Origin of the sequence: Virgibacillus ndiopensis (genome assembly GCF_900187325.1) — a bacterium.
Lineage (GTDB): Bacteria > Bacillota > Bacilli > Bacillales > Amphibacillaceae > Virgibacillus_E > Virgibacillus_E ndiopensis.
Window position 1 is genome coordinate 553012 of the sequence record NZ_FZMZ01000006.1, and the last position, 22326, is coordinate 575337.

23 protein-coding genes are annotated in these 22326 nt (G+C 37.0%); 16 read left to right on the top strand and 7 right to left on the bottom strand.

What is annotated here, in order from left to right; genetic code table 11:
* Window positions 1-254: 254 nt before the first annotated feature.
* A complete protein-coding gene (locus CS937_RS15295) occupies window positions 255-2063 on the bottom strand; it encodes a DNA ligase D (RefSeq protein ID WP_245835821.1) in 1809 nt (602 codons plus the stop codon).
* 132 nt (window positions 2064-2195) lie between these two features.
* Here CS937_RS15295 and ku point away from each other — a divergent pair, with 132 nt between their 5' ends.
* From ku to CS937_RS15310, 3 genes are all read left to right on the top strand, one after another.
* Window positions 2196-3044, top strand: coding sequence for a non-homologous end joining protein Ku (ku, locus tag CS937_RS15300; protein WP_099159340.1), 849 nt, complete (start codon window positions 2196-2198; stop codon window positions 3042-3044).
* 221 nt (window positions 3045-3265) lie between these two features.
* Window positions 3266-4294 carry an acyltransferase family protein gene (locus CS937_RS15305; RefSeq protein ID WP_099159341.1) on the top strand — a complete coding sequence of 343 codons (1029 nt, stop codon included), beginning with the start codon at window positions 3266-3268 and terminating at the stop codon, window positions 4292-4294.
* A 114-nt stretch (window positions 4295-4408) separates the two neighbouring features.
* Window positions 4409-5236, top strand: a complete 828-nt coding sequence (locus CS937_RS15310; RefSeq protein WP_099159342.1) for a sugar nucleotide-binding protein — start codon at window positions 4409-4411, stop codon at window positions 5234-5236.
* A 253-nt stretch (window positions 5237-5489) separates the two neighbouring features.
* Here the strand turns inward: CS937_RS15310 and CS937_RS15315 are convergent, their stop codons facing one another.
* On the bottom strand, window positions 5490-6836 hold the full coding sequence (locus tag CS937_RS15315; RefSeq protein ID WP_099159343.1) for a YjiH family protein: 1347 nt from the start codon (window positions 6834-6836) through the stop codon (window positions 5490-5492).
* A 198-nt stretch (window positions 6837-7034) separates the two neighbouring features.
* On the opposite strand from CS937_RS15315, the gene CS937_RS15320 reads away from it, so the two are divergent.
* The 9 genes from CS937_RS15320 to CS937_RS15355 all read left to right on the top strand — a co-directional run bounded on the left by CS937_RS15320 (window position 7035) and on the right by CS937_RS15355 (window position 15299).
* Window positions 7035-8678: an ABC1 kinase family protein gene (locus tag CS937_RS15320; RefSeq protein ID WP_425445485.1), complete on the top strand. Its 1644-nt coding sequence runs from the start codon at window positions 7035-7037 to the stop codon at window positions 8676-8678.
* A 12-nt stretch (window positions 8679-8690) separates the two neighbouring features.
* Window positions 8691-8996 (top strand): phasin family protein, encoded by a 306-nt coding sequence (locus tag CS937_RS15325; protein ID WP_099159345.1) that lies wholly within the window; start codon window positions 8691-8693, stop codon window positions 8994-8996.
* Window positions 8997-9207: 211 nt separating this feature from the next.
* A complete protein-coding gene (coxB, locus tag CS937_RS15330) occupies window positions 9208-9906 on the top strand; it encodes a cytochrome c oxidase subunit II (protein WP_099159346.1) in 699 nt (232 codons plus the stop codon).
* 40 nt (window positions 9907-9946) lie between these two features.
* Window positions 9947-11869 carry a cytochrome c oxidase subunit I gene (locus CS937_RS15335; protein WP_099159347.1) on the top strand — a complete coding sequence of 641 codons (1923 nt, stop codon included), beginning with the start codon at window positions 9947-9949 and terminating at the stop codon, window positions 11867-11869.
* A complete protein-coding gene (locus tag CS937_RS15340) occupies window positions 11862-12434 on the top strand; it encodes a cytochrome c oxidase subunit 3 (protein WP_099159348.1) in 573 nt (190 codons plus the stop codon). Before CS937_RS15335 ends, CS937_RS15340 begins: the two co-directional genes overlap by 8 nt.
* A 15-nt stretch (window positions 12435-12449) precedes the next feature.
* Window positions 12450-14030: an FMN-binding glutamate synthase family protein gene (locus CS937_RS15345; RefSeq protein ID WP_099159349.1), complete on the top strand. Its 1581-nt coding sequence runs from the start codon at window positions 12450-12452 to the stop codon at window positions 14028-14030.
* Between the two features lie 131 nt (window positions 14031-14161).
* The gene (locus CS937_RS19555; RefSeq protein WP_176555855.1) at window positions 14162-14326 is read left to right on the top strand and encodes a hypothetical protein; all 165 of its coding nucleotides are present in this window, start codon (window positions 14162-14164) and stop codon (window positions 14324-14326) included.
* Window positions 14327-14617: 291 nt separating this feature from the next.
* On the top strand, window positions 14618-14911 hold the full coding sequence (locus CS937_RS15350; RefSeq protein WP_099159350.1) for a DUF5327 family protein: 294 nt from the start codon (window positions 14618-14620) through the stop codon (window positions 14909-14911).
* A gap of 19 nt (window positions 14912-14930) precedes the next feature.
* The gene (locus tag CS937_RS15355) at window positions 14931-15299 is read left to right on the top strand and encodes a DUF423 domain-containing protein (protein ID WP_099159351.1); all 369 of its coding nucleotides are present in this window, start codon (window positions 14931-14933) and stop codon (window positions 15297-15299) included.
* Here the strand turns inward: CS937_RS15355 and CS937_RS15360 are convergent.
* The 4 genes from CS937_RS15360 to hemQ all read right to left on the bottom strand — a co-directional run bounded on the left by CS937_RS15360 (window position 15294) and on the right by hemQ (window position 17531).
* Window positions 15294-15545, bottom strand: a complete 252-nt coding sequence (locus tag CS937_RS15360; protein WP_099159352.1) for a hypothetical protein — start codon at window positions 15543-15545, stop codon at window positions 15294-15296. The genes CS937_RS15355 and CS937_RS15360 overlap by 6 nt on opposite strands.
* A 149-nt stretch (window positions 15546-15694) precedes the next feature.
* A complete protein-coding gene (gene gerQ, locus CS937_RS15365; RefSeq protein WP_099159353.1) occupies window positions 15695-16189 on the bottom strand; it encodes a spore coat protein GerQ in 495 nt (164 codons plus the stop codon).
* Window positions 16190-16213: 24 nt separating this feature from the next.
* Complete coding sequence (locus CS937_RS15370) at window positions 16214-16636, bottom strand: cell wall hydrolase (protein ID WP_099159354.1); 423 nt, start codon at window positions 16634-16636, stop codon at window positions 16214-16216.
* 145 nt (window positions 16637-16781) lie between these two features.
* Window positions 16782-17531 carry a hydrogen peroxide-dependent heme synthase gene (gene hemQ / locus CS937_RS15375; RefSeq protein WP_099159355.1) on the bottom strand — a complete coding sequence of 250 codons (750 nt, stop codon included), beginning with the start codon at window positions 17529-17531 and terminating at the stop codon, window positions 16782-16784.
* 215 nt (window positions 17532-17746) lie between these two features.
* Between hemQ and pta the strand changes: the two genes are divergently transcribed.
* Window positions 17747-18721 (top strand): phosphate acetyltransferase, encoded by a 975-nt coding sequence (gene pta, locus CS937_RS15380; protein ID WP_099159356.1) that lies wholly within the window; start codon window positions 17747-17749, stop codon window positions 18719-18721.
* 244 nt (window positions 18722-18965) lie between these two features.
* Here the strand turns inward: pta and CS937_RS15385 are convergent, their stop codons facing one another.
* Window positions 18966-19808 (bottom strand): lipoate--protein ligase family protein, encoded by an 843-nt coding sequence (locus tag CS937_RS15385; RefSeq protein ID WP_099159357.1) that lies wholly within the window; start codon window positions 19806-19808, stop codon window positions 18966-18968.
* Window positions 19809-19907: 99 nt separating this feature from the next.
* On the opposite strand from CS937_RS15385, the gene CS937_RS15390 reads away from it, so the two are divergent.
* The 3 genes from CS937_RS15390 to CS937_RS15400 all read left to right on the top strand — a co-directional run bounded on the left by CS937_RS15390 (window position 19908) and on the right by CS937_RS15400 (window position 22323).
* Window positions 19908-21218, top strand: a complete 1311-nt coding sequence (locus tag CS937_RS15390; protein WP_099159358.1) for an HD domain-containing protein — start codon at window positions 19908-19910, stop codon at window positions 21216-21218.
* A 1-nt stretch (window position 21219) separates the two neighbouring features.
* On the top strand, window positions 21220-21726 hold the full coding sequence (locus CS937_RS15395) for a YwgA family protein (RefSeq protein ID WP_099159359.1): 507 nt from the start codon (window positions 21220-21222) through the stop codon (window positions 21724-21726).
* A 72-nt stretch (window positions 21727-21798) separates the two neighbouring features.
* Window positions 21799-22323 (top strand): YwhD family protein, encoded by a 525-nt coding sequence (locus CS937_RS15400; protein ID WP_099159360.1) that lies wholly within the window; start codon window positions 21799-21801, stop codon window positions 22321-22323.
* Window positions 22324-22326: the final 3 nt, after the last annotated feature.

Below are 22326 nucleotides of genomic sequence, written 5' to 3' on the forward strand. Positions count from 1 at the left end.
CGCTGCAACCGCGCAATAGCACCTTATAATCGCGCAATAGCACGCTGTGATCGCGCAACCTCACCACGTGACCGCGCAACAGAGCGCTGCAACCGTGCAATAGCACCTTATAATCGCGCAACAGAGCGCTCAACCGCGCAATAGCACCTTATAATCGCGCAACACCCACCATAATCGCGCAACCTCACCATGTGACCGCGCAATAGCACGCTGCAACAGCGCAACAGCACCACACAATCGCGCAACTCAACATCTTATTTCTTCACAAGTGTCAATACCTTTTCAAGATCCTGCTTCTTGCCCTCCTCAAAATACCCTGTAAATGGACAGCCAAGCAGCTTTACCCGTTCCGCAACATTGTTAATTGTAAATTGTTCGGGGGCTAATCCTTCCTTCACTTCCTCCCAATATAGTGGAGTTGCTACAGTTGCTTCTGCCGTTTTCCGCGGTGAATACGGGGCAATTAACGTTTTGTCCCGTCCGTGTTGTACATAATCAATATAGAGACGTTCACGACGATTTTTCTTTAGTCGTTCTGTCGTGAAATGCTTGGGGAATTCCTTTTCAATTGTCCATGCAATCGCCTGCGTGAAAATTGCCGTTTCGTCATAGGACATGCTATTATCGGGAATCGGAATATACACTTGCAGCCCCTTATTTCCAGATGTTTTAACGAATGATACAATTCCAAGTTCATCAAGTATCTGCTTTAATAGACGGGCAGCATGTATGGATAACGAAAATCTGTCTCTGTCTGGAGGGTCTAAATCAAAAACAATTTCAGATGGGTTTTCACTTTCTACCTTCTGAAATGGGACGTGGTATTCCACAGCACCATGATTGCCAAACCACAATAATGTCTCCAATTTGTTACATACAATCAGTCTTTCTTTTCCAGCTTGTATGCTATCTATATAATCAGGTGCATAGTCGGGAAGGTGCTTTTGAAAAAAAGATTCGCCTTTAACACCATCTGGGCTGCGAATTATTGTAAGCGCGTGGTCCTTTAAAAATGGCAGCATGTATGGTGCTATTTCCCGTAAATGGACAAGTAAATCGCTTTTTGTAAATCCATTTTTCGGCCAAAAAACTTTATTTGTATTTGTTAATTCCATATCTTTAGGAAGCATTGCCATGTCGAGTCGTAATTTACTTTTTGTGCATTCTGAAGCTGCCAGATTTGGTTGTAATCCAGCAAATTCAGGTTCGCGAAGTTCATGTTTGTGTAAATCAAGTGTATGGATTTTTGCACAAATTGCAGGTGGAAGAGTATATCCATCATCATTTTTTTTTCCGTTTGCATAAAATATTTGCTTTAACGTATCAAATGCTTCCGAATCCAGTCCATGCTTGCACTTACCGATTTCTGTTAAATCATTGTCATCATAAACATTTACCGTAAAATAATCATTTTGCGCATCATAAAAAGTAAGTAGCCCATATATGGAACGCCAATTTTTTATTTTGAACCAGTCATTATGTTTTTTGCCTGCTCCATAAATACTACTTTTTCGCTTCGCTATTAAACCTTCTCCTTTATAGGTAAAAATTGTTTCCCATAAGTCGTTCGGATTTTCATAATGAGGAACATAGCATAATCGTTTTAATATTGATATATCAAATCCAATATTTAACGTCTGAAAAAGGTCGTTAAGTGCTTCTTTACGCTTATCGAAGCGTATATTAATTAATGATTTACCTGCCTGTAATAGCATGTCAAACACCATAATTGTTGCGGGTCTAATCTGAGCTTCTTCCTTTATTGACGTTTTATCTTTCAATCTGCCACGCTTTTGGATCCAAGAAAAATTAGCTTGATAAGGGCTGTTTAAAACAACTAATTCGCCATCAAGCTCAAGTGGCAATAATGCACTAACTATCGACTGGTGTTCGTGGCAAAAAGCAACTATTTCGGGGAAATTGGGTGTTAAGTCTTTATTATTTCTACTAGTTAAACGAACATTGCCTTCTTCCCAACGCAAAATACAACGAAAGCCATCGTATTTAACCTCGTACACCCATTCATTCTCAGTAGGTATTTGTGTACTTGCAATTGGTTTCATTATTTTCAATTTCCTTAACTCCCTTCTATCCATTAAGGTGGCTATTTATATAAAAAATAATCAAGGCATTCAGCTTTTTAGGATAAAAATAATTATTGCAGGAACACTATGAAAAAAAGGGAGGAATTCTTCTTGCATACGATGTGGAAAGGGACAATCAGCTTTGGATTAGTAAACATCCCAGTAAAAATGCATGCTGCCACTGAAAATAAGGATGTGAAACTCAGGCAGCTTCATAAAGAATGCCAATCCCCGATAAAATATCAGCGTGTTTGTCCTGTATGTGACCGTGAAGTTGAGAATGATGAAATAGTAAAAGCTTATGAATATGCTAAAAATAAATTTGTTGTACTTGATAATGAAGAACTAGAGGCACTGAAAAAGGAACAAGAAGACAAGTCCGTTGAAATAGTTGATTTTGTTAAATTAGAAGAAATCGACCCTATCTATTTTGAACGAAGCTATTATTTGTCACCGAATGAAGGTGGCGGAAAGGCATATGGTTTATTACGTGCAGCACTTGAAGATACTGGGAAAATTGGGATTGCAAAAATGATTATTAGATCGAAAGAACAACTCGCCGTTATTCGGGTTTATCAAAATACCTTGGTAGTCGAGACGATTCATTATCCAGATGAAGTACGTCAAGTTCAGGATGTTCCCAATGTACCTCAGGAGGTCGAAACACCAAAGAAGGAGCTTGACACTGCAAAAATGCTCATTGATCAGTTAACAACGGAATTTGAACCAGAAAAATACAAGGATGATTACCGTACAGCATTACTAGAACTAATTGAAGAGAAGAGAAATAACGAACAAGTTGTTACGGGTGAGGAAAAACCTAAGCCAGACAATGTTACGAACTTAATGGACGCATTGCAAGCATCACTTGACAGGGCACAAAAAGACAAACCAAAACCAAAACAACCAAAAAGAAAAACAAAGACAACGGGAACTCAAAAGAAAAAGATTGCGAAATAACGGTATATTGTATGAAGACAACACATTATGTGGAGTCTTCATTTTTTTGATAACTCCTATAGTTCTATTTCAAAGATTACACTAAGTTATCTTTCTTGCATTCCATTTACAAAAAGCTTACAAGCTCCTTAAATCATTGTTTCTCCCAACTATTACAGTTTAAAAGAGGGTAAACTTGATAGTGACAGAATGATTATAAGCAAAAAAAAGGAATGAGTTGTATGGAGAGAAATGCATATTTTGATAACGCGAAGCTAGCATTAATATTTTTGGTCGTGTTTGGTCATATGATTCAGCCATTTACAGATGGTTCGCATGGTATTAATACGTTGTATACGTGGATTTACACGTTCCATATGCCAACGTTCATATTTTTGGCGGGATTTTTCGCCAAAGGCTTTGGTGATAAAAAGTATATTACTAAATTAGCAAAGAAATTATTGTTCCCATATTTAATGTTTCAACTTTTGTATACAGGATTTTATTTCTTTATTGGAAATGACGATTGGCAAACGGGTATCTTTTATCCACATTGGTCATTATGGTTCTTGTTTAGCCTATTTTGTTGGCACTTGTTATTATATTGGTTTAAAAAAGTTCCAGCAGTTATGAGTGTGACCATTGCAGTTTTATTCGGTTTAATTGTTGGTTACTTTAACGAAGTAGGGCATTCATTTAGCCTTTCACGCACATTTGTCTTTTTTCCATTCTTCCTAATCGGTTATTGGCTTAAGAAGGATCACGTTTTGTTCCTTACAAGAAAAAGTGTAAAAGTTGTGTCCCTAATTGTTATGTTAGCTGTTGCAACAGCAATTCATGTGGCACCAGAATTTAATACTGGTTGGTTATTGGCGTCAAAATCATATGGTGATTTAGGAATGTTGGAATTTGGGGGGATAGCACGTTCACTCGTCTATTTAACCTCAGCACTAATGGCTGCAAGTATTTTAGCTTGGATCCCAACGAAAAATAATAAACTGACAATGTTAGGTACTAGAACAATGTATGTGTATTTACTACACGGATTTTTTGTTCAATTTTTCCGGGAAACAAATTTATTTGAAATAAATAATGTCCTTGACTTCTTAGGGTTAGCCGTTATTGCAGCAATTATTGTACTTGTCTTATCAAGCAAACCAATTCTTGGGGTTTGGCAACCATTCATTGAAGGGAAAGCATCTATACTAAGAAGTGTATTTAGGCAAAAAGAGAACAACAAGAAACAGCACAATGAAAACCTCAACACTTAAATACGTGGCCAAAGAGGCGCCAAATTTGAAGTAAGCTACCAATGAGATTCAATGCTTATGATTTGGTGACTTTTTAACCATCTCTTAAATCTAGTAATTAGGGAAGGTGTAATCATGAAAGTATGTATATTTGGAGCTAGCGGTTATGTAGGTTCCTCTGTATATGTCAGACTCAGATCTGCTTCATCAGATGACGTAGTCGGAACGTATTTAGATGAGCCAGCAATGTCTGAAGGTCTTTACAAATTAGACGTAAATGAACCTGAATCATTTTCTAATTTCTACAAAGAGGAAAATCCTGATGTAGTAATTTGGGCTGTAATGAGTGGACCAAATGAACACAAATTAACCGATCAAGGTTTGATGCATTTAATTACACATCTTACCCCTGAAACAAAATTAATTTACATTTCATCTGACTTTGTATTTTCGGATGGCAAGGGTCCGTACCGAGAAGAGGATCGGACATCAGCATTGCCAGAGGATCACACATTTAGTAACTATGCCAATGCCAAAGTAAAGGCAGAGCACTTTATTGAAAATGAATTATCGAACTTTGTCATTTTACGGGCAGGTCCAATCTATGGTGAAAACAGGATTGGTAAATTAGACGAAAGAACGGATCGTTTGTCGTATCATTTACGATCGGACAGAAAAATTGATTTTCGCAATGACTTAACGCGTTCATTTGTTCATGTAGAGGATTTGGCCGCGGTGATTGAGGAATTGGTTTATAATGATGTTACAGGTGTCTATCACGTTGGATCCGAAAGAAGACAAAGCTTCTACACTTTTATGAAATCGATGGCTAAACAAATGGGGTATGACGATCAACTAGTTGAAAAAGGTTCCGAAGAAGAGAAGGTTGACGCAGAAATCCCTAAAGACACATCGTTAATTACGAAAAAAATTAAAGAGGTATCGGATGTAACATTCCGATAAAAAGGAAATGGCCACTCTCCCGAAAAAGGACAGTGGCCATATTAATTGTTTAAGTTCATTTGGTGAAGATTGTCGCTCCAGACACAAACTGCGACATAAATGCTGTGGTGATTTCAAATTTTTTATTGCTTTCTTTCTTGGAGCTCGTATCCTTGGCGGCTGGAGAAACTCTTATCCCACAGAAAGCGTAGTGTATTGCTGGAACGGAAGTCTACGTCGCATTTTGCAACAACTAGTAGATAAGCTTCAGAATTTAAAACAAAATATGCGCTATCAAAACGATAACCGGTAAAGTAATTAGTGTTCGTATTAAAAAGATAATAAAAAGATCTTTCATCGATACTGGTATTTTTGATCCGAGTAATAGTCCACCAACTTCAGACATATAGATGAGCTGGGTTACGGATAATGCAGCAATTATAAACCTTGTAATATCTGCTTCAATAGGTGTAGCCATAATGGATGGTAAGAACATATCGGCAAATCCTACTAAAACAGTCTCAGAAGCTGCTTCAGCAAATGGAACCTGCATTAACTCCAGTAAAGGTATAAATGGAACACCAAGCCATGTGAAAACAGGTGTATAGGTAGCAACAATCAAAGCTATAAGTCCAATAGCCATAACTACCGGTGCAACACCCATCCACATATCCAAAATGTTTTGTCCGCCTTCTTTAAAAAACTTAAGCACACTGGATTCTTTTTTAGCCTGATCTAATGCTTTTTTATATCCGAATGTTAAGCTATTGTACCCTTCAGGAACATCTTCCTCAATGTCACCATCTGCCTCATTAACATACGTATTCGGTTTGGTGGAAAGAGGCGGAATACGTGGCATAATTAACGCTGCAACCAATCCAGCAGCAAGGACCGTTAAATAAAATGGTACAAACATATATCCAAGTCCAACTTGTTGAATAACGACTAGTGTAAACGTAATCGAAACAACAGAAAATGTTGTACCAATAATAGCCGCCTCTCGCTTCGTATAATACCCATCTTCATATTGTTTACTTGTTAATAAAACGCCAATTGTACCATCGCCAATCCACGAAGCTAATGAATCGACAGACGATCGTCCTGGAAGTTTAAACAATGGTCGCATTATTTTTGTCATTAATGTCCCAAATAAATCGAGTAAACCGTAATTCATTAATAGCGGTAAAAATAGTCCTGCAAAAAGAAATACTGCAAAAAGAACATGTAACAGATCGTCTAAAAGCAGTTGGCCTGTATCTGGTCCGTGTATTGCTTCGGGACCTATACGGTAATAAACCATAATAGCGAAAGCCGCGGCAACAACACGAGTAATTGTCCAAAACGGACTAACATTTAATAGCTTTTTGAAAAAGGGCGTACGATTCAGTTTTTCCCCTAATAGTTTTGCTAGTACCGATAAAGCAGCTGTGATTACAATAATCAACATCATGATAAGTGATAAATGTCCCGCAAGCTTTACCTGAATCCAATCTGCAAGTAATGCAATCGGAATGGTTAGGCCATTATCGGTAGGTACTGGAATCATAAATAAGTAAATACCAATTAACGATGGGATAATAAACTTAAGATGATCATTTAATTTGTATTTATTTTTCTCCATAATTTCCCCCCCAAAAGTAAAAGCGCTTTCCAGTTATTATAATCGAAAATAACGACTATTAGCAATGTAAATCCAAGAACGAATCAAATGTTCATAAAAAAATCCGGGTATAAAAGTGCTAGATGTAACAAACTATCGGTATACGAGGCATATGTTTTAATAAGTGGAACTATTGGGTACAGTAGGTTTGAGGTGTTAATGGTGCGGAGTTCATTAAAATATAATGTATTTTATCGTTGTACGGTTATCGTTTGGATGGTAGTAAAGTTTATTCTTCAACAATACTTTTTTCATATGTGGCATCGTATTTGGGATGAGCAAACTTATCAAAAATGGAATGCTCTTTTGAAGAAACAAGCAAGAGAATATAGGGAAAACGCAATAAAATTAGGTGGTGTACTGATAAAAGTTGGACAGTTCTTAAGTACACGAACTGATTTTATGCCAGATGTATTTATTAAAGAACTTGCGGGGCTTGTTGACCGTGTTCCAGCAATTCCGTATTCTTATGCGAAAGCATCGATAGAATCAGAGTGGAATAGCACGCTTCAGGAAAACTTGATGGAAATCGATGAATCCCCGATAGCAGCCGCTTCCATTGGACAGGTATATAAAGCGAAGTTAACAGATGGTACAGTTGTTGCGATAAAGGTACAGCGCTATCGTATTGATGATATTTTTCATATGGATTTTAAAGCATTAAAAATAGTTTTTTGGTTAATTTCCGTTTTCACAGGCTTTGGGAAAAAAGCTAATCTAGATGAACTCTACCGTGAATTAATTTATGTTATGGAAAGAGAGCTTGACTTTGAGAAGGAACTTGGATTTGGGAAGTATTTCAAAGAACGATATCAGGAATATGAAACTATTCATATCCCTAACTATTATGAAGAATTATGTACAAAAAAGGTACTTGTAATGGAATGGATAGAAGGAGCGAAAATAACAAACATAAACTATATGAATCGTCATAACATAAATATAAAACAAACAGCTAAAACATTGTTTGATTTTTATTTAGATCAATTCCTGAATTCTGGTTATTTTCACGCTGATCCACATGCTGGTAACATTTTAATCCAAAGTGATGGCAGGATTGCTGTTATTGATTTTGGGATGATGGGTGAGGTTCGTAAACAAGACACTCAATACTTTAAACGGTTAATACAGGGATTAATTATGGACGATTATGAAAAAATAATAAATACGTTAGATGAAATGAATTTTGTCTTGCCTAATGCCAATCGGGATAGATTGAAGAAAATGATTAAACAAACGGTTGAAATGTATGAAAATGGATCGTTTAAGCAAATGGATTCTCATACGATTGAGCAAGTGAAAGAAGACATTCGAGAATTTATTAAAGAACAACCAATTCAGTTATCAGCTGATTATGCTTATCTAGGGAGAGCTGCTTCTATTGTATTTGGTGTATTAATTGAAATTTACCCCGATATCGATTTCGGAAAATGGGCAAAACCAAAAATCACCGAGTGGTTTGGAGGCAGTATAGTCGGCTCCATATACAAACAATTTACTAAAGAAACACTACAGCCGATACTCTCTTACCCAAAAGCAATGTTAAATTGGTTGGAAAGTGGGGAAGAGAATAGGAAATGGGAAAAAGAAAAGCAGCAAAAGCAACAGCTTCATCACTTTTATCTGCTGCTTGAAATACTAACCTTTACCCTTATTATTGGGGGAATCAGTCTATTCGTCTATGCAACGAGCATGGGATTGGTATTTTTAAAAATTATTGGTGAGGCAGCAGTATGTATTCTTTCTTTAACCATTATAATAATTTTTTTAAAACATTATCGAATGATTAGACTAAGAAAATAGGAGGTGTCAATTATGAGTGGAGATTCTTTATTGAAGAAGGGATTTTTATTAGGGTTAGGTGCAGCAGTTAGTGGTAAGGAAAAATTAAGTAAAATGCTGAACGAACAGGTTGAGAAAAATGAATTAACACCAGAACAGGCACGAGAAGTAATGCGGAAATTCATTGAAAAAGGTGAAATGAAAAAAGATGAATGGAGTACCAAACAATACGATCAAACACAAAAAATGGCGAAGGATTTAGGTTTGGCAACAAAAGAAGATATCGATGCATTACAAAACCGTATGAAAGAGTTAGAAACGAAAGTAAATGGTTTGTAGGAAAAACGCTTGTGCGTTTTTCTAAAGGTCAAATTGGGAGAAACCGGCAAATTAGCCATTTTTATACTAAAATATCTACAAAAAAATCTCAGCGTACAGCTGGGATTTTTTTGCCTCTAACGCTAGGTTATAGCATTTGCTATGTTTAGTTTATCAACTTAAAGGTAAATAGTTTGTAACTAAACATTTTATGATAAGGGCTGTTGGTTAAATGAAAAATATTCTCATAAGAATAAGGTTGCTTGTATTTGCATGTTTATTAACTGGTTGCGATATATCGGTACTTGATCCGCAGAGTAAAACGGCAGACAACCAGGCTTTTTTAATCAGCTTCAGTTTTGCATTGATGATGATAGTTCTCATAATTGTCTTTCTGTTGATGACACGATTTGTGTGGAAATATCGTGAGACAGAACATAACAAAAATACAATTCCAAAAGATATAAAAGGAAACAAGAAATTAGAATTAACCTGGACAATCCTACCCATTTTGTTGCTCACTGTGCTTGCAGTACCAACCATTGCAGTTACATATAATCAATCAGCAACAACACCAAAAGCGACTACACAGGATGATGCAATCCATATTGACGTAACAGCACAACAGTTTTTCTGGACGTTCACCTATGGGAACGGAAAAGAGTCTACAAACGAGCTTGTTATCCCAGAAAATAAATCCATTGTGTTTCATTTGAAGTCGACGGATGTAATTCATTCATTTTGGATTCCATCCCTTGGTGGTAAAACAGATGTCCTTCCAGAAAAAGAGCTCGTTTATAAGATAGATAACCCCAAAAAAGGGACATATGATGGTAAATGCGCTGAATTTTGTGGTGTAAATCATACAAAAATGCGTTTTACAGCAAGGGTTGTATCAGAAGAAACCTATCAAAAATGGCTGACTAAATAATTTTTTTAATCTAGTAATCTATTGCATAGAGGGTGAAATCATGACCATACCATTTTTCGGCAAATCTATTTTTGTCCCGTCTGATATTATAGCTGCATGGATTCTATCAATTGTATTAGGTGCAATTCTGTTTATATATGTTATGAATAAGCGAAAATGGCCACTAATCTGGGAATATATGCGTACGACCAATCACCGGAAAATTGGTACGATGTATATCTTGTTCGGTGTCATTTTCTTCTTACGTGCAGGTACAGATGCATTGTTAATTAGGCTACAATTAGCACAACCGCATGCAGCGTTTTGGGTGTTCCAGCAGGAAAAATATAATGAATTATTTACAACACATGGTACGATGATGATTTTCTTTGTTGCTATGCCATTGTTAATTGGGCTGATGAATGTAGCGGTTCCCCTACAAATAGGAGCCCGTGATCTTGCATTTCCATTTTTAAATGCGGTGAGCTTTTGGTTGTTTTTAGCCGGGGCAATTTTATTTAATATGTCCTTTTTCTTTAACAGTGCACCAAATGCAGGATGGACTGGGTATGCACCATTATCAACCGATACGTTTACGCCAAGTGTCGGAAATGATTATTTTGTTTTTAGTTTGCAGGTATCAGGGCTTGGAACGATTTTCACAGCAATTAATATGATTGTCACGATTGTCCGTCATCGTGCACCGGGGATGAGGTTAACGAGAATGCCGCTATTCTCTTGGGCAACGTTAATTACATCATTTCTGATATTAATAGCCTTTTCTGTATTATCAATGGGGCTTTATCTATTAATGTTTGACCGTATGTTTGGTACTGGGTTCTTTTCAGGTGATACTGGCAACCCTGTTTATTGGCAGCATTTATTCTGGATTTTTGGACATCCGGAAGTATATATTTTAGCACTGCCGGCGTTTGGTATATTCTCAGATATAATTTCAACATTTTCAAAGAAACGGATATTTGGTTATCCGGCGATGGTACTTTCAATTATCTTAATCGGATTTCTTGGATTCATGGTTTGGGCCCATCATATGTTTACAGTTGGACTAGGACCAATGGCAAATACATTCTTTGCAATTACCACAATGCTAATTGCAGTGCCTACAGGTATTAAGGTATTTAATTGGCTGTTCACAATGCGTGGTGGTGTTGTGAAGATAACGACACCAATGTTATTCGCGCTTGGATTCATTCCAACATTTGTAATGGGCGGCGTTACTGGAGTTATGCTATCTGTCGCTGCGGCAAATTTCCAATACCATGATACACATTTTGTCGTTGCCCATTTCCATTACACCATTATTGGTTCAACCATTTTAGGGATATTTGCGGGAATCTATTTTTGGTATCCGAAAGTTACCGGAAAGGTGTTGGATGAAAAATTGGGCAAATGGCATTTTTGGTTATTTATCATTGGATTTCATTTAACATTTTTACCAATGCATGTTACCGGCTTACAAGGAATGCCTCGCCGGGTATACACCTATCAGTGGGGAGATGACCTTTTTGCACTTAATTTAACAAGTACGATTGGTGCTTTTTTGATGGGGAGCAGTATGCTGTTTGTTGGATGGAATCTTTATAAGACACATAAACACGGTAAGAAGGTCGGAAATGATCCGTGGGATGGTCGTACACTTGAATGGACTGTTCAATCGCCATCACAAGAAAATACGTTTGAACCAATGCCGATTGTTAAAGAGATGGATCCGTTTTGGTACGCAAAGGTTTCCGGTGAAAAGCTACGTACAACGAATAATACACGACCAGCACCAATTTCAGTAAATACTATTTTACCATTCTGTATTGCATTTTCTTTATCGATTATGAGTCTAGGGATGATTTATACATGGTACTTACTAGCAGTACTTGGTGGTGCTTCTGCTTTCCTATTATTTATTGTTCGATCGCTAACCGATGAACGAAAAGCGTATGACCTAAAGGAGGGGCATTCCAATGAATGAGCAAGCTGCTTTATTTAAGGACAAACAATTAGGCTTTTTAATTTATTTATTTGTAGAAAGTGTAATGTTTGCGACATTATTTGCCACGTACATTATTTTTACACCTGCTCCGTCAAGCCCTAGACCAATTGACGTATTTGAAGCGAAGAGTGTTATTCTATCATCGGTTTTCTTATTATCGAGCAGTGGGACATTAATTTTTGCGGAAAAAGGATTAAACGTACGTGAAAGTAAACAAAACCTCACAGGCTTAGGAATAACATTGCTTCTCGGGCTTATTTTCTTAGGGCTGGAGATTCATGAGTTTTATAAATATGTGCAGGAAGGTAATGGATTGACTGTCAATGTTTTTATGTCAGCATTTTATGTATTAGTGGGACTGCATGCAGCACATGTTACGTTTGGTTCCGGTTGGATGATTCTTCTGCTTATCCAATATAAAACGATGAAGCAATCCTATCAATTATACACAGAAAAACAGCGAATCTTTCAATACTATTGGCATTTTGTTGATGTGATTTGGGTGTTTATTATTATACTAGTTTATTTACCGTATTTATTATAAAGGAGACGATTAGGAATGACATCAGCTTTATTAATTACGTTAATTGTAATTATAGTATTTTTAATTGTTATACCATTGTCTATGTTTCTACGAGTTTATGTACATGACCAAAAGCAAAAGGAGCATTCGATTTTACGAAACTACCCACTCTTAGGAAAAGCACGCTACATTATTGAGAAAGCTGGCCCAGAGTTTCGCCAATATTTATTTAACAATGATAATGAAGGCAAACCATTTAACCGCAGGCAATTTGAATTTGTTTATAAGGCGGCAAAATATAATACACGAATGATCGGATATGGCTCAGAACGTGCATTTGATGAACAGGGTCTATATCTTGTTAACAACATGTTTCCCAAACAAAGGGAAGAATTGAAAATCGAACAGAATCCCAAAATTAAAACACGACTATATCAAATCGACAATGAGAAACTGCTTAGCCGCAAAGAGCATCATGTGGAGGACGTAATTAATCCATTTTATTTGACTGATGATGAAGAAATCGTATTAGGGAAAAACACTGTTAAACAACCGTTTAGAATTAAAGGATTGATAGGTCAATCAGCAATGAGCTTTGGATCATTAGGTGATCATGCAATAACTACTTTGTCAAAAGGTTTAGGAATGGCAGGTGGTACATGGATGAATACTGGAGAGGGTAGTGTATCTCCGTATCATTTGAAAGGCGATGTAGATATCATCATGCAGATTAGTCCTGGACTTTTTGGTGTACGAACAAAGGATGGTGAATTTTCCTGGGAGGAATTTAAAAAACGTGCTGAAACGGACCAAGTTAAGGCGTTTGAATTAAAATTGGCCCAAGGTGCCAAAACACGTGGTGGTCATGTGGATGGTAGTAAAGTGACAGATGAAATTGCTGAAATACGCAAAGTAAACCCTAGTGTTACGATAAATAGCCCAAATAGATTTAGAGAGTTCGATGATGCGAAAGGGTTACTGCAATTTGTTGAAAAAATGCGTGATATTGGGGGTAAACCAGTCGGAACAAAGATAGTGGCTGGTGATGAACAACAAATAGAGGAATACGTGAAAGTCATGAAGGAAACAAATATCGTTCCAGATTTCATTACGATCGACGGAGGAAATGGCGGAACAGGCGCTTCTTATTATGAATTAGCAGAATCTGTAGGTCTTCCAACGTTTACAGCCTTGCCATTAGTTGACGATTTACTTAAAAAATATGATCTTCGTGGCCGTACACATATTATTGCTTCTGGAAAGTTAATCACACCAGATAAAATTGTGATGGCACTGGCTTTAGGTGCAAATATGATTAATATCGCTAGAGGATTTATGCTAAGTGTAGGCTGTATAATGGCACAAGTATGTCATACAAATAACTGCCCAGTTGGAGTCGCAACAACTGATCCAAACTTACAAAAGGCATTGAGTATAGAAGAAAAAAAGTATAGGGTCTGTAACTATTTAGTCGCATTACGTGAAGGTATATTTGAACTTGCAGCAGTGGCTGGAATTGACAGTCCAACAAAATTTGACAGAGAACACATTATTTATAAGGATAAATTCAATTCGGTGCAGAAAATAAGCAATTATTCCCGAATAACAAATGGTTGATAGGTTCAATGGCGAAACTATTATCAGTAAATTTGATTAATTATCAATTTTATGTTGATTACCTTGGTAAATAAAGGTACAATAAAAAGTAGAGAAAAATCGGCTGAGTTAAATTGGGGGGGTTTCATAACGTGGAGAGCTTTTTAGATGTATTAGAGGATACGAAAGAGAAGCTTGGAAGAAAGTTGCAGAAGAGTGAAATTGAGTTTTTGCAATGGGTTTATGACCGCCATAAAGAAGAACAAAAGCAAAAGGGTGAATACGAACAGAAAGATAAATATATGTCCTGCAGTTGAAAAAATGGGGGGTAGGGAGCAATATAGATATTCCCAGCCATTTTAGGAACGGTAATTGCCCTATTTGTGTTACGTTTTAGACTATTAAATAAGATTCATCATTTGAAAAAGCAACGATCTTCTAGAAAACAGTCTTTGTGAAAGAGCAAAGAGCGCTTTTTAATATGCAAAGTCTTGGGGAAATGTCTTCAAGGCTTTTTAAATTTGTCATAAAACTATCTTTTACCCTATATGAATAGGACATGTTATACTAAATGAGACCTTAGCTTTAAAAGTAAAGGAGCGATAATTGTGGCAGTAACGAATCAAACAGTTCTTCAAAAGATGAAGAAAGAGGTAGATGAGGCAAGTAGAAAACAAATGAATCAAAAAGATATGGTTAAGCATATAGCTAATGTTAAACTTCTTTGTGAGTTGTTGTTAGAGGAAGAATCCTCACCTGTTGTTGGCAATAATGAAATTACAGAAGATGAAATTAATGCAATGATTGGAGCAGAGAATGCTTCATCGATGATTAAAAAACAATCCAGTACATCAACCATTATTCATGACGATGCAAATGGAAAATCAATTTTTGACTTTTAAACAAGAAAGGTGAACGGAAATGAAGTTGTTTTTAATTTTAGGCACAATAAATGGATTTTTAGCAGTAGCATTAGGAGCCTTCGGAGCACACGGTTTGGAAGGGAAACTCTCGGAAAAAATGCTAAATACGTGGGATAAAGCTGTAAATTATCAAATGTTCCACACAATGGCGTTACTTGTGACTGGACTGATCCTTGCCAAAATTCAATCCGGTAGCATGATGTGGGCAGGCTGGATGTTCTTTATTGGGATCCTATTGTTTTCAGGCAGCCTGTACGTTTATTCAACCACTGGAATAAAAACATTTGCTATGATTACGCCACTCGGCGGGGTTGCATTTTTAGTAGGCTGGATTTTACTTGGCTATGCTGTTGTTAAATACTTATAATTGAAAAATCATATAGGTAGTGAAAATAAATAGAAGAATTGCCTGTAAAAAGTGTTTTCCAGCCTGATTGGTCTGGTTCATGTTCCATTCAACGATTGCCCCACTAATCAAACTGAATGCAATCATGTATAAAGCAAGGATTATAATTAAGAGGAATCCCTTGATAAGGGCAAAAAGACCAATAATAACAGCTACTAAAATGGCGAGTAATTCCAAACGAATAAATTTCTCATATGGATGTCTCATCAAAATCACCCTTTCTAGTAGCAAACCAAATTAATGGATGATAACAAAATAATAGGATGCCCCAAAGGACTTGGATCCCACCTAAACAGAAGCGGATCATCTCCAAATGGGCCATCCTTATTTACTGTATTTATGGAGGATTCCATTTACTACCTTGGTGGGTAATTTGCCATATCTTGATTCGCCCCACCATATGGATAGGCATAGTTTAATTCTTCATCAAATGTAACGTAGTCAAGATAAATCATTAATAATAAATAACGTTTTCCTGTTTGCGGGTCACTTAAAATTAAATGGTCACGTCCTGCCGCTTCAATAATTCCTTTAAAAACCTTTGCGTTCCATTGTGTATTGTTTTCAAATGTCATATAAACAGTAGCTTTTTTTCCTTTATTTAACCGCAAAATATTTTCGATGTATGATTCTTCCTCAGGTAACATTCCTTGGGGACCAGCAACACCACCTTGCTGTACGCCTTGTTGCTGCTGAAATCCACCTTGTGGTTGCTGCATTTGCATTTGTGGATCTTGTCTGTAGTCATATGCTGGATAGTATGCAGGTGACACTGGTGGATAGTAATAATATGGATAGGCTTGGTAAGGATTTTCGAACGATTGATTTGTACTTTCATTTTTCTCACTCATACAAAAACCTCCTCTAATATGGTGTTAATAAGCTTTAGGGCAATCAGTAGCTGTTGGGGCAAAGAAACAATGCGACTTGAATCTACCAACATTAGCTTGATTGAACCATTGTGCCGGACAAGCCCCTTCTGGTCTGAAGAACCACAACGAATTTGTAGCGGGATGATATCGTTTCCCATTTATTACTTTTCTGGCTAAGTTTTTATCTTTCTCTCTAGCACGTTGATAAAAATAACCCTTTTGTGTAGATTCAAAGCCACCCGGACTTTGAAACACCATCCTTTGGATTGTATTTATATCAGTAAAATCCAAACATTCAACCCTTACCCTGTTTACACCGGTATTCCCAACCATCAGCATGCCGAGTTTGCCATCCCCTTCAGCTTCTGCACGCATTAACCGCGCTAATAAGTTTAGCCCTTTGGTTGTTGATTTAATTACCGCCACAAAAACACCTCATTTCTGCACATCATGATGCAAGGCTTATGAATGATATATATGAAGCTTGGAAATAGATTATGATGAAAATATGAATAAGAACATAGAAAAAGCTACCTCATCAAATGATAAGGTAGCTTAATAATGTGTACGTTTAAACGTGAAGAAAAGCAGCAACATTTTCTTTAGGAAGATGATTTCCGACAAAGAATTCACCAAATTCGCCATACTTTGCACTCACTTCATCAAAACGCATTTCGTAAACGATACGTTTTAATTGGAGTACGTCATGAGCGAACAGTGTCACGCCCCATTCCCAGTCATCAAAACCAAACGATCCGGTGATAATTTGTTTCACACGTCCTGCATATTTTCGACCAGTTTTACTATGTTCATAAAGCATTTTGCCGCGCTCGCCGAATTCAAGTGTGTACCAGTTTTCGTCACCTTGACGACGCTTATCCATTGGATAGAAACACATATGTTCCCATTTTGGTAAAATTGGTTTTAATCGCGCTTGGGTTTCTGGAAGTGTCTCTGGATCAACACCTTCTTTTTGTGGTGCGTACTTAGAAAGCTCGACCACGGATACGTATGAATGAGCAGGTTTTAAGTACTCAGCAAACTTTGATTTATTAAATTCTGTTTCTAATTCATTTAATTCAACCATTGTTGGGCGTAAAAACATCATCATAATGTCAGCTTTTTGTCCAACAACTGTGTATATAACATGACTACCATTTTTTGCTTCTTCAACTGCTTCCCATTTCGACAATAATTGTTCGAATTCATGAACAGCTGCTTGGCGTTCTTCATTTGAAGCCATTTTCCAAGAAGTCCAATCAATGCTTCTTAAATCATGTAGGCAATACCAGCCATCCATTGTTTCAACTGCTTCTGCCATTTCTTTTCTCTCCTTTATCATTTGCTTGATATGTTTTTACTATATCACAATTGGGGAAAGATAATCATGGATAGAGGTTTCAACTTGGAATCGTTTCGAAGTACATTGTCAACATTTTGTCATATTTCAGTGCAAAGTAGAAAGCAATTTCTTTAATTTCAGCATTGATTCAACTATCATTTAATTAGATACACATGTAAATGGAGGGTGTGCCAATGAGTAATTTGTTCGAAACACTTGAAAATAAATTAGAACAATCAAATAAACATATTGTTTTTCCAGAAAGTCTGGATGAACGAATTGTAACAGCTGCTAGTAAATTAGGTGCATCAGGAATTTTAATGCCTGTATTAATTGGAGAAAAGTCTGCTATTAAGCGTTGTGCAGAAGAAGTTGGTGTTGACGTTTCTTCGTGTAAAATAATCAACCCAACTGACTTTCCGGAATTCGATTTGATGGTAGAAACATTTGTAGAACGCAGAAAAGGAAAAGTAACTAATGAGGATGCTAGAAAGATTTTACTCGATGAAAACTACTTTGGAACAATGCTTGTATATATGAATCAAGCAGACGGGTTAGTAAGCGGTGCGGCACATTCGACTGCAGATACTGTTCGTCCAGCATTACAAATTATTAAAACGAAAGAAGGTGTCAAAAAGACATCTGGCGTATTTATCATGGTTCGTGGGGATGAAAAATATGTTTTTGCCGATTGTGCCATAAATATTGCCCCGGACAGTCAGGATTTAGCAGAAATTGCTGTGGAAAGTGCGGAAACGGCTAAATTATTTGATGTTGATCCTCGTATTGCTATGTTGAGCTTTTCTACAATGGGCTCGGCAAAATCAGCAGAAACAGAAAAAGTTGTCGATGCAATAACGATAGCTAAAGAAAAGAATACTGAATTAGTTATTGACGGAGAGTTTCAATTTGATGCAGCCTTTGTCCCAGCTGTTGCGGAGAAAAAGGCGCCAAATTCAATTTTGACGGGGGATGCAAATGTGTTTATTTTCCCTAGTTTGGAAGCTGGCAATATCGGTTATAAGATCGCCCAGCGCCTCGGAGGATTTGAAGCAGTTGGTCCCATTTTACAAGGGTTAAACCAACCAGTTAATGATTTATCCCGCGGGTGTAGTGCAGAGGATGTTTATAAACTAGCGTTGATTACAGCAGCGCAAGCGGATAAATAGAGCAATAAAAAAGCTTACAATGGCAAATGCTCGCCATTGTAAGCTTTTTTACGTTTCGTCAACAAATCGGACATATGAGCGAAACTGTCGATATCTAAGTGGAGCGGTTGATAATGTTAGAGATTGGTTGATATATGAATAGAGCTGTCGATAGTTGGGGAAAACAATCGATAAACTAATAACCGTAGTTGATATCCACTACTTACTTCAATCCCATATCAAATTCCATTCGGCTTAGTCCATGTCAGCCGATCTTTTCATTTCGCTTTTTCATCTGTTCCAATCGTTTTTCAAATGCACCTAACTCACTGTCCGAAAAATCGATCACTACTACTTCATTACTAAGTTCTTCCAAAGATAAACGAACGCGGGATTTCATGTCTTCCATCGAAATGTTTTCGTCTAACAATTCCGATAAGGAAGCCATTGTTTCAGGAACAACCATTGGATAGGAAAATTTTGTTTTTTCTCCACGGTGACTAACCTCATAGAATTGACGGATCATTTCTGCTCGTTCCCGGCCATTACCTTCCACATCCAAATAAATTTGAATCGCCGCACCATCTTTAACACGTCGCTGGGAAATCCCGGCAAACTTGCGACCACCAATGCTTAAATCATAGTCACCAGGGCAGTACGATCCGACAATTTCATACGCCTCGATTTTATCGGTTAAATCTCGTAGCATGTATTGGACAAAGCTGACCATCGCTTCGTAGCATGTATGAATCGATAAATGCTTGACACCAGGTAAAACGAGTGAAATATTTAAAACGCCATTGTCTAACGCGACGGCAAGCCCACCAGAATTACGAACAACCGCACGATATCCGCGTTTTTGAAGATACTGAATACCGTCATTGATATACGGTAACCGGGCATCTGGAATACCAAGTACAATCGTATCTGGATGGACCCATAGCCGAATAGAGGGCGGAGAGCCACCGTCACTAACAGATAACGCTAAAGCGTCATCAATAGCGAATGATGATAATGCAGTTAACGGTTCGTTGTAAAAAAATTTTATATTTGATTGATCAATATAACGAAATGTCGCATGATGAATAATTTTTTTCCAATTTTGCATAATGATCTCCCTAAGAAAAAGTGAATTAAACTCTTTTTAACTTTGACTAACTATTATATAATAAAACAAAATTGTCGAAAAGGAACGGGTTGGAAATTAATGGCATATAAAGATGAACAATTAAACGAAGAAAAAGTTTTTAAAGACCCTGTACATAGATATGTTCACGTTAAAGATCAAGTAATTTGGGACCTAATCGCAACACCTGAATTCCAACGCTTACGTCGTATCAAGCAGCTTGGGACAACCAATTTAACCTTTCACGGTGCGGAGCATAGCAGGTTTAATCATTCACTAGGTGTTTATGAAATTGTTCGAAGAATTATTTATAATTTCCAAGATCGTCCGCATTGGAATAAAGACGAACGTCTATTATGTTTATGTGCTGCACTGTTACACGATCTAGGACACGGGCCGTTCTCCCATTCGTTTGAAAAAGTGTTTAAACTAGATCACGAACACTTTACACAACAAATCATACTTGGTGACACGTTTGTAAACAAGATTTTGAAACGAGTTTCACCCGGTTTCGCCCAAAAAGTTTCTGATGTTATCGCGAAAACGTATGAAGATAAACTTGTTGTTAGTTTAATATCGAGTCAAATAGATGCTGATCGAATGGACTATTTGCAGCGTGATGCTTATTTCACCGGTGTAAGTTACGGTCACTTTGATATGGAACGTATTTTGCGCGTAATGCGCCCGATTGACGACCAGGTAGTGATTAAATCAAGTGGTATGCATGCCGTGGAAGACTATATTATGAGTCGATATCAAATGTATTGGCAGGTTTATTTTCACCCTGTAACACGAAGTGCTGAAGTTATTCTATCGAAAATTCTTCACCGTGCTAAACATTTATTTGAAAAAAATTATACGTTCAAGTTAGAGCCAACGCATTTCATTTCATTCTTTAAAGAAGATGTTGATTTGGCCGATTATTTAAAACTTGATGAATCAATTGTTTTCTATTATTTTCAGGCCTGGCAAGAAGAAGACGATCCAGTACTTCATGATTTATGTGAGCGATTTATGAATCGACGGCTGTTTAAATATATTGAATTTAACCCAAACCAACAGATGAACGAGTGGATGGAATTGTACAAATTATTCCAAGACGCCGGGATTGACCCAGAATATTATCTTGTGGTTGATTCATCGTCAGATTTACCTTATGACTTTTACCGCCCTGGTGAGGAAGAGGAGCGATTGCCAATTCATTTGTTAATGCCAAACAATGAACTGAAAGAATTGTCACGCCACTCGGATATTGTGGAGTCCATTTCGGGGAAAAAACGAACGGATCATAAGCTGTATTTTCCAGCAGATGTTCTACATCGGATGAATGATAAGAGTCACTTGAAAAAACGAATTTTTGAACTTTTGTACGGGCAAGGGGAGAGTAAATAAAATGTTGACTAATCATGCAAAACTAATGCAATTTTTTGCTGTAGCAGAAGAGGTAACTGGACGGAAAAAGCTGCAAAAAATGATATATATTTTACAAAAGTGCCATGTGCCGTTTGAAGAGAAATATCAATTTCATTTTTATGGTCCATATTCAGAAGAACTAACACTCCGAATGGAAGAGCTGTGTAATCTGGGATTTGTTGCGGAAATGAAGGAGGATAAAAGCAATTATTATCAATACAATTATCGGATAACCGGCGACGGACTTGACTTCTTAAATCAATTTTCGATTGATATGCCTGACATCAAGACACAGGTGGAGCTCCTGCAACGAAGAAGCTCCCGTTTTCTAGAGCTTGTTTCAACAATGTTGTATTTTGATGATTTATCAAAGGATGCAGTGGTTGAAAAAATTCATATTGTTAAACCGAAACAAAATTATACCTCAGATGAGATAAATGAAGCATGGACGTTTATTGCTTCCCTTCAGAAAAATCCACTACAGTAAGGTTGATTTTTTAAGTTTACCTTACTAATGTGCTACAATAAAAAGCAAACGTGACGTAGGAGGGTCAATAGAATGAGTTCAGATGAATCTTCTAATCAAAAGAAAAGTAATCCATTTACGATTATTAAAGATGATTCCACTGATGGACACGGCGGTTATGGAATGGGTGCTATCAGTCTTGAAAATATGTCGCCTGTTATTGTGGATCCAAATGAAAATAAAGCATATGTTGATATGGGTGCCATGCATGCGCGAAGTGATGTAGAACGTCGTGTGAAATTTTTACCTGATAAAGATGCAGTTCCAAATGGTAAATTGTATTGGATCGTTTGGGTTACTGTTGAAAAAGGAGAAAATGGTCCTTATTTCGCTGGGGTTTGTGGCAGTGAAATTCGAGTTGACCGTGAAATAAAACGTGCATACAAGTCAATGCCGGAGCATGTGACACATATGGATAAATCACTAAAGGGTAAAATTATCGTTGAACACATGGATGAACATTCCAAAAAATTACTGAAAGATTTTCTTGCCGATTTTGAAGGTGGAGACATGTGGAATAATTCGACAGATGAATTAAAGGATGCACTACCAAAATAGTGA